The following is a 13223-nucleotide window of genomic DNA, read 5'->3' as shown; positions in this document are numbered from 1 at the left end:
TGGTTCCGATGACGAAGATGCCAGGCGCAAGCTGGAATATGACCTCTATTACGTCAAGCACGCCGGCCTGATGCTGGATCTGGTGATCCTGCTCCAGACGGTGGAGGTCGTCGTGTTCAGCAAGGGCGCGTGCTGATTCATCCGTGGCTGGCTCAGAATCCGCTGGTGATGGGATAGCGACGATCTCGTCCGAAGGCGCGTTGCGAGATTCGCACTCCGGGCGGGGCCTGGCGACGCTTGTATTCGTTGCGATCCACGAGGCGCGTGACCCGGCGCACCACCGCCTCGTCGAACCCCCGTGCGCAGATGGCGTCCACGCCCTGGTCTTCCTCAATGTAGAATCGCAGAATGGGGTCCAGGACCTCATAAGGGGGCAGGCTGTCCTGATCGGTTTGGTCCGGACGCAACTCAGCCGAGGGTGGGCGGGTGAGAACCCGCTCCGGGATGACGGGGTCCAAGGCGTTGCGGTAATGGGCCAAGCGATAGACCAGCGTCTTGGGGCAGTCTTTGATGGGCGCGAAGCCCCCGGCCATGTCGCCATAGAGGGTCGCATAGCCGACCGCCATCTCGCTCTTGTTGCCGGTGGTCAGCAGAATGCGACCGTGCTTGTTGCTCAGTGCCATCAAAATGACGCCGCGGCAACGCGCCTGGATATTTTCCTCCGTGACATCCGGTGCCTGGTCGGCAAAGGCGTTCTTGAGCATCGCCAGAAAGCTGTCGAAGGCCGGCGCGATGGGGATCGTGTGGGTGCGCACGCGCAGCCGCTGCGCCTGCTCCAAGGCATCCTCGTTGCTCATGTCCGCGGTGTAGCACGAGGGCATCAGTACCGCCTCGACCTGAGTGGCTCCCAGGGCGTCCACCGCGATGGCGAGTGTCAGGGCCGAGTCCACCCCGCCCGAGAGACCGAGCACGGCACCGCTGAAGCCGTTCTTGCGCACATAATCGCGCACCCCCAGGACCAGGGCCTGGTAGATCAGTGCTTCGTCCGCTGGCTCGTCGCGCTGGGGGGTGGCGCCCCCGGTGACCGGAGCACCGTCCGCGCTCAGGTCGACCAGCAGTGCATGCTCCTCGAATTGGGGCGCACGCCCCTGGACTTGGCCGTGCCGATCGACGACGAATGAACCGCCGTCGAACACCAATTCATCCTGGCCGCCGACCAGGTTGGCATAGAGGATGGTCATTCCGTGGTCGCGGGCACGGCGCCCGACCAGCGCTTCGCGCTCCACCTGCTTGCCGGCGTGAAAGGGGGAGGCATTCAGATTGATCATCACCTGGGCCCCGGCCGCGGCGGCCGCGGCCGTGGGGCCCTCGGACCAGATGTCCTCGCAGACGGAGAGCCCCAGGCGCAGCCCCCGGTGCTCGAAGACCACCGCCTCCCCGCCCGGTTGGAAGTAGCGCTTTTCGTCGAAGACGCTGTAGTTGGGCAGGGCCTGCTTGGCGTACTCGGCCACCAGGACTCCGTCGCGGATCACTCCGGCCAGATTGAACAGGCCGCCCGCGACGCGGCGCGGATAACCCAGCACCAGCGTGATGCCCTGCGCCTGCACCCGCACCCGCTCCAGGGCCGACTCCACGCGCGCCAGGAACTCCGGCCGCAACAGCAGGTCCTCCGGTGGGTAGCCGGTGAGGGTCAGTTCCGGGAAGACCACCAGGTCCGCGCCGGCCGCCCGGGCCTTGGCCGCCGCGTCGATGACGCGCCCGGCGTTGCCGGCGACGTCCCCGACCAGCAGGTTCAACTGCGCGATCTGGATACGAATAATCATAGGAACAGTGTCAACGCTGAGGGTGAATAATGGTCGATAGCACAGGGGCCAGCCAAGCGCTACTTCCAGGCCTTGAGGCGATCGGCCTCAGAGAGATAGCCGGCGAGATCCAGTATAAAATAGGACCAATTGTCGGCGTTTTCGATCGTCTTCTCATAAGGGAATAGTGGCGAAGGTTTCAGCCCCTTCTCATCGTAGCGATGATCTCTCGTGCTTAACACGGCATGGGAAAGTTCATGGACGACGGTCAAGGCGCACTGCCACATCTTACCGCTATTTCCCGTAAAATTGATAAAGAGCTTTGCCAGATAGACGATCGGAAAGGCCTTGCTCGCATCCGCTGAGCCATAGAGCTCATCCCACCATCCGGCGGCCCGGTCTTTGGGTTCATCGCTAAAGACAAATGAGTTTCTGTTGCAGGCCGCCGCCAGCTTCTTCATTCCCTCAAAGAGCGTGGGCGCGGCGCTTTCAAGGATGGTGTCCGAGTCGCTGTCTTGCAGGAACCAGCGTTTTATCAGTGCCTTGGTGGATTCATCTATTGACTTAACAACCCCCCCCGATAACTTGACGACGGCGTCCATAGTAATCTTGCGGGCAGTCATAAGCGACTGATACATCCAGGCGCGATCCTGCTCGCTGAAGATATCTCCTTCACGATTGAGCCGGTCCTGGATCTTGGTTGCGTCCAGGCCCAGCAACTCGTCAAAAATCCACCCGCCGTCGGCTTTCGGTGGCGCATACACCCAGACCGACTGCGCCCCGGCTTGCCCCCCGAGATACATATGTTTCAGGAACTTGATGGTCGCGGCCCGCTCGGCAAGGTTACCGGTCGACTTCGTATTGGTGGCCGCGTCATAGATGACCGTGCCCGCACTGACCAAGTCGCTCTTGACCTCATCGGCAATACGTTGGCGAATGGCATCAAGTGTCAATGGGCGCGCACCATCGAAGCCGCTGACAGCTAAGAACGAGGTGATCATGCAACTGTCCCGAAGGAATGCCTGCCAATCCGCTTGAAATACCTGAACCCTGACCACACTCCTGGCCTTGTCATAAACTTCATCGAAACTTTTCATGCTGGAGTCCTCGCTCAAGTCACTGGCAGAATTTGACCGTACGCTGGCGGATAGCGGCATCGCCGCGGCGTCCAGCCTTTTGGGCGAAAAGGAGATAACCGTTCATGCCCCAGCCTTCTCCCGGCGCCTCACAGGCTGAGCGGCCGGCACGGAACACGCCGGGTATCCGTGATCACCGCGGAATGTCGCCGCCGGCCTGTCACTGCCCACTGAGCAATTCCGCCATGCGCTGACCCATCCGCGCCGGTGAGCGCACGGTTACCACCCCGGCCTCCTCCAGGGCGGCAAACTTGCTGTCCGCGGTGCCCTTGCCACCGGTGACGATGGCCCCGGCGTGGCCCATGCGTTTGCCGGCCGGGGCGGTCACCCCGGCGATATAAGCGACGACCGGTTTGCTCATGTGGGTGGCGATGAAGGCCGCCGCCGCCTCCTCTGCCGACCCGCCGATCTCCCCTACCAGGATGACCCCCGCGGTGTCTGGGTCCTGCTCGAAGAGTGCAAGTACGGCCACGAAATCCAGGCCGTGGATGGGGTCGCCGCCGATACCGACACAGGTGCTCTGGCCGAGCCCCGCGTTGGTGGTCTGGAACACCGCCTCGTAGGTCAGGGTCCCGGAGCGCGAGACGATGCCGACCCGTCCGGGGGCGTGGATGTTGCCCGGCATGATGCCGATCTTGCACTCGCCCGGGGTGATGACGCCGGGACAGTTGGGGCCGACCAACACCGCCGGCTGGCCCGTCAGTGCGGCCCTGACGCGCAGCATGTCGAGCACCGGGATGCCCTCGGTGATGCAGACTATGACCCGGATACCGGCGTCCGCCGCCTCCAGGATGGCATCCGCCGCAAAGGGGGCCGGCACGTAGATCATGGTGGCGTCCGCCCCGGTGGCATCTACCGCGTCGTGGACGGTGTCGAAGACCGGTCGGTCCAGATGGCGCTGGCCGCCCTTGCCGGGGGTCACACCGCCCACCAGATTGGTTCCGTAGGCGATCGCCTGGTCGCTGTGGAAGGTGCCCTGCTGGCCGGTGAAGCCCTGACAGATGACCCGGGTATGCTTGTCGATCAATATGCTCATGTTCGCCCCTCAGTTGGCCGCCGCCGCGACCACCAGATCTGCCGCCTCGTCCAGGGTGCGCGCGGTCTGCACCTTGAGTCCGCTCGCCGCGAGCAGCTTGAGCCCCAAGGGGGCGTTGGTCCCCTCCAGCCGCACCACCACCGGCACGCCCACGGCGACCTTGCGTACCGCCGCGATGAGTCCCTCGGCGATCAGGTCACAACGCACGATGCCGCCGAAGATGTTGACCAGCACCGCCCGTACCTTGGGGTCGGAAAGGATCAGCGTGAAGGCCTCGGCCACCCGTGCGGCTGTCGCCCCGCCGCCGACATCCAGGAAATTAGCGGGCGCACCACCATGCAATTTCACCAGGTCCATGGTCGCCATGGCGAGCCCGGCACCGTTGACCATGCAGCCGATGTTGCCGTCCAGGCTGATATAGCTCAACTCGTGGGCGCGCGCCGCCGCCTCCCGTGGGTCTTCCTGGCCCGGGTCGCGCAGGGCCGTAAGCTCGGGATGGCGGAAGAGCGCGTTGTCGTCGAGATTGATTTTGGCGTCCAAGGCGACCAGGTCGCCGGCCGCGGCCACCACCAGCGGGTTGATCTCCACCAGCGTCGCGTCGCACTCCATGAAGAGCCGGTAGAGTCCGTCCATGAGTCCACCCAGTGCCTTGCGCTGGTCGGCGGTCAGCCCCAAACCAAAGCCCAGCCGGCGCACCTGGAACGGCTGGAGCCCGACGGCCGGGTGGACCCGAATCACCAGGATTTGTTCGGGGGTCGCAGCGGCCACCGCCTCAATGTCCATGCCGCCCGCCGGCGAGGCCACAAAAATAACCTGCCGCGACTCCCGGTCCACCAGTGCACTGAGGTACAGTTCGCGGGCGATGGCGGTGGGCGCCTCGATCAGCAGGCTCGCGACCGGTAGCCCAGCGGGTCCGCTCTGGTGGCTGATCAGTCGGCCGCCCAGCAAGCGCCGGGCCATGTCCGCCACCTGCTCGGGGCGGTCCACCAGCACCACCCCGCCGGCCTTGCCGCGCCCGCCGGCGTGGACCTGGGCCTTGACCACCCAGCGCCCGCCGCCGAGTGTGCCACAGGCCGCCACCGCCGCCGCCGGCGTGGTGACCGTCAGCCCCGTGGGGACGGCGATGCCATATTTCTGAAACAGTTGTTTCGATTGGTATTCGTGCAGGTTCATGGGCGCTCTGGCAGGTCCCGCGGGCGCGGCCGCATGGCCGGGTGCGGTCTATTCTGATCTAATCTGATCCAATTCCAAAGCGGCGGCCTCGCCCGCGTCCATCGCCAAGACGCCGTCGCGCCTTCTCCTTCACGAGTGCCCAGGCCATGCCCAGCGAGAAAGACCAGGATTCAGACGTCCCCAGCCCCGGCGTGCGGCTCCCGGACTCTGGGGATGTGAGCTCCAGCCGACGCCGTTACCCGACGTGGGAATCCCTGCGTTGGCTCTTCCTCTTCCGCCTGCTGATGGTGGCGGGGCTGGTCCTGGTGTTCTCTCCGGCGCTGACTGATCCGCTCATCGGCGGCGTCAACACGGCCCTGGCCTGGCAGGTGCTGGTGGTGTACGCCATGTTCGCGCTGGCGAGCGGGCTCTTCCTCTACGCCCGCTGGCCGAGCCGGGAGAATCAGGTCTATCTGGCGATCTTCGTCGACCTCATCGCCTTTACCCTGGTCATGCACGCGGGTGGCGGCGTCGGCAGTGGCCTCGGCGTGCTGTTGGCAGTCGCTGTTACCGCGGGTGCCCTGTTGATGGAGGGGCGGCTGTCACTCCTCTTTGCCTCCTTCGCCGCACTCGCGGTGATCACCGAGCAGACCTACAGCTTCCTCCAAGGCGATGGGCCGGCCTCCGCCTACACCCAGGCTGGCCTCCTGGGGGTGGTGTTCTTCGCGGTGGCCTTGCTCGCACACGTACTGTACCAGCGCGTGCGCGACGCCGAGCAACTCGCGGCCCGTCGCAAGGTGGACATCGACAACCTCTCCAAGCTCAACGAGTTCATTATCCAGGACCTGAGCATCGGCGTGCTCGTCGTGGATGGGGACCGTCAGCTCAAACTGATGAATCAAGCCGCCCGGAACATGATTAACGGCACGGCGGCGGCGCCTGGAACCCCGCTCAAAGAGGTCAGCGCGGAGTTGGAGGCGTGGCTCCTGGAGCATATTCGCCCGACCGCCCCCCAAGTGGGGGTGATACGGGTCGGCAACCGGGAACTCAAGCCGACGCGACAATTGTTGGGTGACTATCGCGCGGCCGGGGTGGTGCTGTATTTGCGCGACAATCAGGAGCTGATCCAGGAGGCCCAGCAGATCAAACTGGCCTCACTCGGCACGCTCACGGCCAGCATCGCACACAACATTCGCAATCCCTTGAGCGCCATCTCCCACGCCGGCCAACTCATTGGGGAGGCTAAGGGCCTGTCACCTGACGATCGCCACCTGCTCGATATCATCCGCCGCAACTGCTCGCGCATTGACGAGATCGTCCGCAGTGTCCTGCAACTGTCGCGGCGCAATCAGTTGGACGCCCAGCACATTGATCTGGTTGCCTGGCTGTCGGAATTCTGCACCGAGTTCCGCGAGGCCCACGCGCTGGCACCTGAATATTTTGCGTTCGACTGCGAGAGCCCTCCCATCGCCGCGGACGTTGACCCGCGCCACCTCCACCAGATCATCGCCAACCTGTGCGAGAACGCCATCATCCACGGCGCCCGCCCGGACTCCCCGGCCCACATCCAGGTGCGCGTGGGTCGCGGCGAGGGTCAAGAGCGGGCGCGCATTGAGGTCAGGGACGACGGTCCCGGCATCGACGAAGACACCGTTGGGGAGATCTTCAACCCCTTCTATACCACCAAAGTGAGCGGCACCGGGCTCGGACTCTACATCGGCCGGGAACTGGCGGAGACCAATGGGATCCGGCTCGAATACCACCGGGTAAAGCCGCGGGGCAGTTGTTTTCGCCTGGTGTTCACCGTATGACGGCCCGGCGTGCCGCCGACCGCTTCCGGCCCGGACCCGGTGCGGTTATGCTTGCGATCCGGATGCGCTCCGGCGTTCCCGGGCGCCGCGCGGCCCGGGAACGCCGGGCTGCTGCTAGGCACGTCATCAGAACTGGGAGCCAGCCGGCATGAACAAAGCCCACGCACTCGTCGTCGACGACGAGCCCGACATCCTCGATCTGGTTAAGATCACCCTCGGTCGCATGGACGTACAGGCCACCACCGCCATGACCGTGGGCGCGGCCAAGCACGAGCTGGAACACGGGCGGTTCGATGTCTGCCTGACGGACATGAACCTGCCGGACGGCAACGGCATCGACCTGGTGCGCTTCATCGCCGAGCACCACCCCGAACTGCCGGTCGCCATGATCACGGCGCACGGCAGCATGGAGTCGGCGGTGGCCGCCATGAAGGCGGGGGCCTTCGACTTCGTCCCCAAACCGGTGGACCTGCAACTCCTGCGCCGACTGGTGGGCTCCGCGCTCAAACTGCGTACCCACGGCGCCGGTGCGGAGGGCCACAACGAGAGCGGCTCCCGACTGCTCGGGGACTCCCCCAAGGTGGAGGAGATCCGTCGCCTCATCGCCAAGCTCGCCCGCAATCAGGCGCCGGTGTTCATCACCGGCGAGAGCGGCACCGGCAAAGAACTGGCGGCGCGCCTGATCCACGCCCAAGGCCCGCGGGCGGAGGGGAACTTCGTGGCGGTCAACTGCGGCGCCATTCCCCAGGACCTGGTCGAGAGCGAACTGTTTGGCCACAAGAAGGGCAGCTTCACCGGTGCGGTGGCCGACAAGGAGGGCCTGTTCCAGGCGGCCGAGGGCGGTACCCTGTTCCTCGACGAGGTGGCGGATTTGCCCCTGCCGGCCCAAGTTAAACTGCTGCGGGCCATTCAGGAGAAGAGCGTGCGCCCAGTGGGGGCACAACAGGAGCTGGCGGTGGACGTGCGCATCATCAGCGCCAGCCATCGCGACCTCAACGACGAGGTGGAGAAAGGTCGCTTCCGCCAGGATCTGTTCTACCGCATCAACGTGATCGAGATGCGCATGCCGGCCTTGCGCGAGCACCCCCAGGATATTCTGGTGCTCGCCGCCCGTATCATGGAGCGCATTACCCGCGAGCACCCCGAACGCGATTCCATGAAGCTATCGGACGAGGCGGTGGCGGCGCTCGCGCGCCACCTCTTCCCGGGCAACGTGCGCGAACTGGAGAACGTGCTGGAGCGTGCCACTGCGCTCTGCGACGGCTCCATTATCGGCGCTGAAGACCTCTATCTGCCCCAGACCGAGACCCAGGTCGCGGCCGGGCCGCACGCCAACCTCGAGGTGCCCTTGGAGGACTACCTGGGGGAGATCGAGCGCCGGGCCATCCTCAAGGCCCTGGATGATACCCGCTGGAACCGCACCGCCGCCGCCAAGAAACTCGGCATGACGCTGCGCGCCCTGCGTTACCGCCTGTCCAAGCTCGGGATCGAATAGCGACCGTGGCCAACGATCCGACCTGCCGTCAGGCCCAGCGACCGCGTGCGGGCAGTGCCCGCACGGACGCGGCGGCCACGCCTGGAGGCGCGCGCGATCCCTTCGTCGATTGGGTGCGCCAGGCGACCCCCTACATTCACGCCCACCGCGGCTGTACCTTTGTCGTCTGCTTCGGCGGGGAGGCGGTAGCCGACCCCGGGTTTGCGCACCTGATCCACGATCTGGCCCTGCTCCACGGATTGGGAGTCCGCCTGGTCTTGGTCCACGGGGCGCGCCCCCAGATCGAGGCGCGCCTCACGCAGCGCCACAGCGAGCTTCGCTACGTCAACGGGCTACGCGTCACCGACGATGCCGCACTCGCCTGCGTCAAGGAGGCGGCGGGGGTCGTGCGGGTGGAGATCGAGGCCCTGCTCTCGATGGGGCTCGCCGATTCGCCCATGGCCGGGGTGCGCATCCCCGTCGCCTCCGGCAACTTCGTCACGGCCCGGCCGATCGGGGTGCTGGACGGGGTGGACTATCGCCAAACCGGGGTAGTTCGGCGGGTCGACCGCCAGTCCTTGGCCCAGCGCCTGGACGCCGGAGCCGTGGTCCTGATGCCGCCGCTCGGCTATTCGCCCACCGGCGAGGTCTTCAATCTCAGCGCCGCCGATGTGGCCCGCTCCGCCGCCATTGCGCTCGCGGCCGACAAGCTCATCTTCCTGATTGAGGAGCCCGGGGTCTGCGACGAATCCGGCGTCTTGGTCTCCAATATCCTCAGCAGCGAGGTCGAGGCCCTGCTCGCCGCGGCGCCCGCCGGACAACCCGGGGCACTTCCCGAGGACCTGGCCCAAGCCCTGCGTGCCGGGGCCGACGCCTGCCTCCACGGGGTGCGGCGCGTCCACCTCATCGATCGACACCGCGATGGCGCCCTGCTGCGGGAGCTCTATACCCGTGACGGCAGCGGCACCCTGATCACCGGCCAACCCTACGAGGGTTTAAGGCCGGCGCGCACCGAGGACGTCACCGGGATACTGGAGCTGCTGCGTCCATTGGAGGAGCGCGGGGTGCTGGTGCGCCGTTCGCGCGAGCGCCTCGAGACCGAGATCAGCCGCTACTTCCTGATGGAGCGCGACGGACTGGTCGTCGCCTGTGCCGCGCTCCATCCCTATGCGGCGCAGCGGATGGGCGAACTCGCCGGCCTCGCCGTCCATGAGGGCTATCGGGGCGGGCGGCGTGGTGACAAACTGGTGGCCCACATCGAGTCGGTCGCCCGCACCCGCGGCCTCACCCGGCTGTTCGTCCTCACCACCCAGACCGCCCACTGGTTCCAGGAGCGCGGTTTCCTTCCCGCGACGCGGGAGGACCTGCCCGCTGAAAAGCAGGTGCTCTATGACCAGCAACGCAACTCACTAGTTTTTATTAAGGATCTGTCCGCCTGAGGGGCGGTAACCCAGGCGCACGCAAAATGCTTGGCGAGCCACTTGCCGGAAACCCCCAGGCTTCGGCTATGCTCTGCGCCTGCCGATCAGCACCATAACCAACTAACAAGCCGCAGGAGTACCCCATGTCCGAGTCCCGTCCCTCGCTCTACCCACGCTTCACCTGGATACTCCTGGCGGTCTTGATCGGCGTCGGCGCCCTGGGCCAGTGGTACATCCGCAGCTTGCACCAGCAACTTGCGGCGCGAGACGCCCGGATCAACGAGACCACCCAGCAATTGGACGACACCAAGCGGTGGCTCAAGACCTCAACCGACAGTGAGCAGGGGCTGCGCGCGCAACTGGCGGCTGCGCAGACCCAGCTTCAGTCCACCACCGAGCTGCATGGTGCTGCCGCGGCCGCGGCCGCGCAGTACCAGCAGGATCTCGCCGCCGCGGCCGCGCGGGAACAGGAGCTCACCGGCCGCGTCGCAGCTGCCGACGAACGTCTCACGAAGGCCATCGCGGAGGCGAATACCAAGTGGGCTGAAAAGCTTAGAATCTACCAACTCGGTATGAATGGCACTGAGCCCCAGCGCGCCGCCCTGATCACCCGCCTCGAGCAGCAGGCCAGCGCGGCGCAGACCGTCCTGGACCGGGCGAATGAGCAATGCCGCAGCGAGCGCGAGCAGGCCGAGCAGGCCCGCCAGGGGGCAGAGACGCAGCTGACCGCCCAACTGGCCCAGACCCAACACCAGGTCGATGAGGATGCCCAGGCCCTGGCGGCGGACGCGTCGGCCAAGCTGGCCCAAGAGGGACTCCTGGCGGAGGCCAACGGCAAAGTCCTCGCCCTCACCGAGGAGCTGCAAGCCGGGCGCGGTGCCTTAGCCGAGCAGCAGCAGAAATACGAGCAGGCGCTGGCCACCATGCGGATTGAACTCGACCAGGCAGCGCAGACCCTGGCCGGGGTGCAGACGGAACTCAGTGCTGCGGTCGCGACGGCGACCCAGGCGAAGCAGGCGCAGGAACAGCAACTCCAAACCGCGGAGCAACGCATCGCCACACTGGAACAGGACCTGAAGGCCAGCGCGGCGCGCTCCGAGGAAGACCTCGCCGCCGCCAAACGGGCGCTGGAAGAGGCGCGGGTCGAGACGCAGCAGACGCTGGAGCAGGTCCGGGCCGAGGCGGAACAGTCCAAGCAGGCCCTCGCCGCTGACTGCGCGGCCAAGACCGCCGCCGCCAAGCCGCCGCTGTCGACGCGGTATCCGGGACTCAAGGCCCAGCAGACCGAGCGGGGCACCCTGATTCGCCTCGGCGAGGACCAACTGCACTTCCGTGCCGCGGTGTTGCCCAAGGGTAAGAACCCCAGCCTGGACCGGCTCGCCGCCCTGCTCGGTGAACAGCCGAACCTGACTGTGCGCATCGAGGGTTACACCGACAGTGCCGGGGAGGACGACGCCAATCTAACCCTGTCCAAAGCGCGGGCCGACACGGTCCGGCAGGCCCTGATCGACCGCGGGGTCGCCTCCGAGCGTCTGAGTGCCGAGGGCTTCGGCAAGCAACGGCCGATCGCCGATAACGCCACCCCAGCGGATCGGCGCAAGAACCGCCGGATCGAGGTCTACCTGATCGAGCCGGCGCTCTGAGCGATCGGCCTCCGGACAGCGAAACTCCCAAGTTCGACAGTTGTTCACGCCACGCCGCACGGACGCCAAGCGCAGCGCGGGCGTCTATGCACTCTCACCATCCCCCGCCGGGGGGATCGCCTGACCCTGACAGCGCACGCAAGAACCTTGACGTTCGGGCGTGACAACTGCGCCTATAAGAATAATCTATGTTTGAAGATCAAAGACCTACGCCGTCTCCCTGGCCGCTCGTCGCCGCTGCGATCGTCGCGATGACGCTGTGGCGCATCGGCGCGGCCGCGCTCCTGCCGGTGACCCAGGACGAGGCCTATTACCTGGATTGGGCACATCACCTCGCCTGGGGCTATTTCGATCATCCGCCGGGGGTGGCCGCCTTCGGCCTCGGTACCCTGATCGCCGCGGGCGAACCCCTGGCGGCGCGTCTCGGCGCACTGCTGGCCAGTACCCTGACGCTCGTCGTGCTCGCCCGATTCTATTTCAATTGCGGGCTCGTGCGCCGGGACGACCTGGGGTTGGCGCTGGTGCTGGCATTCGGCAGTGTGGTGGGACTCGCCGGCGGCATCCTCATCACCCCGGATGCCCCGCTTGCACTCGCTTGGGCACTGACCCTGCACGAGAGCGAACGCGCCCTGGCCGGCCAGCGGCGGCGCTGGCTCACCGCCGGCCTGGCGGCCGGACTGGGGCTGCTCGGGAAATACCACATGACCATGATCGGCCCGATACTCCTGTGGGCCATCATCCGCACCGATTTACGCGCCCTGCGTACCCCTTGGCCCTACCTGGGCGGGGGGCTCGCGGTGCTGCTATTCAGCCCCAATCTGCTGTGGAACTTCCACCACGACTGGATGACCCTGCGTTTCCAGTTCGGCCACGGCTTCGCCTTGGACACCGGCACCCTGATCGCCGACGGGGCGAGCGCCGCCGCCGCGGCCATCCAGCGCTGGAGCCCCGGCTCCCTGGGCGAGCGCGCGCTCAATCTGGGCGAGTATCTGGGTATCCAGCTGGGCCTCTGGGGTCTGCTCGCGGCGCCGTTACTGGCCCTGCCCTTCCTGTGGGTGCGGCACCGGCTGGCCCGAACGGCCGGTACCGGCCCGGTCATCGCCGACCACGCCCGGCCGCTGCTCCTGGCCGCCACCCTGTTTCCGATAGGGTTTTTCGCCTTAGTCTCACTGGGCAGTGCGGTGATGGCGAACTGGCCGGCGATGTATCTGCTGGCCGCCCCGGCGCTCCTGGCGCCCGGTCTGCGGGGGCTGCGCCGCTGGGTCATCGGTGGCGCCGCACTCAACCTGCTGCTGGTCAGTCTACTGGTCGTCCAGGCGGCCACCGCCGTCCTGCCGCTCCCGGACAGTGCCAACCGCGTCCTGCGCGAGACCCACGGCTTCCGCGCGTTGGCGGGCATCGCCAAGGGGCTGGATATCCCCGTCTATGCCGACCGCTACCAGCTCATCGCGCAATTGCGGTTTTATGCGCCAGAGCTCAAGACCGGCCAATGGCCAGGGCTCGCGCGTCAGTCGGAATACCTGGTGGGCCAGATCGCCCCGCGGGTGACACCCCAGACCCAGGCCGGACCCTTCTGGATCGTCACCGAACGGCAGAGCCCACCCGAGCTAAGCGGCTTTCGCAACACCCTGCAGGGCACCTTCTTCGACTGCGCCGGAGCCCCCCTGGCCGAGTCGACCGTGCCCCCCTGCGCTGCGCCGCTGCACGAATGGCACTTCTACCGGTATGAATAATCGCCCGCTGGGCGATTAGTCATATCGTTAAAGTTAATCAGCGACTCTGACAGTATTCCCGTAGGATGGGTTGAG

10 protein-coding genes are annotated in these 13223 nt (G+C 66.3%); 6 read left to right on the top strand and 4 right to left on the bottom strand.

The genetic code is table 11. The features are described from left to right. The coding region (locus tag QZY44_RS13235; RefSeq protein ID WP_295446941.1) for a sugar transferase at positions 1-136 on the top strand (136 nt) is incomplete at its 5' end. A 16-nt stretch (positions 137-152) separates the two neighbouring features. Here the strand turns inward: QZY44_RS13235 and QZY44_RS13230 are convergent. The 4 genes from QZY44_RS13230 to sucC all read right to left on the bottom strand — a co-directional run bounded on the left by QZY44_RS13230 (position 153) and on the right by sucC (position 5087). After that, entirely contained in the window at positions 153-1763 is a 1611-nt protein-coding gene (locus QZY44_RS13230; RefSeq protein WP_295446939.1) for an NAD+ synthase, read from the bottom strand. Between the two features lie 59 nt (positions 1764-1822). Next, positions 1823-2839 (bottom strand): M35 family metallo-endopeptidase, encoded by a 1017-nt coding sequence (locus QZY44_RS13225; RefSeq protein WP_295446937.1) that lies wholly within the window; start codon positions 2837-2839, stop codon positions 1823-1825. A 199-nt stretch (positions 2840-3038) separates the two neighbouring features. After that, positions 3039-3914, bottom strand: a complete 876-nt coding sequence (gene sucD, locus QZY44_RS13220) for a succinate--CoA ligase subunit alpha (protein WP_295446935.1) — start codon at positions 3912-3914, stop codon at positions 3039-3041. A 9-nt stretch (positions 3915-3923) separates the two neighbouring features. Next, entirely contained in the window at positions 3924-5087 is a 1164-nt protein-coding gene (sucC, locus tag QZY44_RS13215) for an ADP-forming succinate--CoA ligase subunit beta (RefSeq protein WP_295446933.1), read from the bottom strand. 146 nt (positions 5088-5233) lie between these two features. Between sucC and QZY44_RS13210 the strand changes: the two genes are divergently transcribed. From QZY44_RS13210 to QZY44_RS13190, 5 genes are all read left to right on the top strand, one after another. Further along, a complete protein-coding gene (locus QZY44_RS13210) occupies positions 5234-6877 on the top strand; it encodes an ATP-binding protein (protein WP_295446931.1) in 1644 nt (547 codons plus the stop codon). 148 nt (positions 6878-7025) lie between these two features. Beyond that, positions 7026-8372, top strand: coding sequence for a sigma-54 dependent transcriptional regulator (locus QZY44_RS13205; protein WP_295446929.1), 1347 nt, complete (start codon positions 7026-7028; stop codon positions 8370-8372). 5 nt (positions 8373-8377) lie between these two features. Further along, positions 8378-9790, top strand: coding sequence for an amino-acid N-acetyltransferase (gene argA, locus QZY44_RS13200; RefSeq protein ID WP_295446927.1), 1413 nt, complete (start codon positions 8378-8380; stop codon positions 9788-9790). A 125-nt stretch (positions 9791-9915) separates the two neighbouring features. Continuing rightward, complete coding sequence (locus QZY44_RS13195) at positions 9916-11415, top strand: OmpA family protein (RefSeq protein ID WP_295446925.1); 1500 nt, start codon at positions 9916-9918, stop codon at positions 11413-11415. Positions 11416-11603: 188 nt separating this feature from the next. Beyond that, complete coding sequence (locus QZY44_RS13190; protein WP_295446923.1) at positions 11604-13148, top strand: glycosyltransferase family 39 protein; 1545 nt, start codon at positions 11604-11606, stop codon at positions 13146-13148. Positions 13149-13223: the final 75 nt, after the last annotated feature.

Source organism: uncultured Thiodictyon sp., from assembly GCA_903837595.1.
Taxonomy (GTDB): Bacteria; Pseudomonadota; Gammaproteobacteria; order Chromatiales; family Chromatiaceae; genus Thiodictyon.
This window is presented reverse-complemented; position numbering and strand designations above follow the sequence as displayed.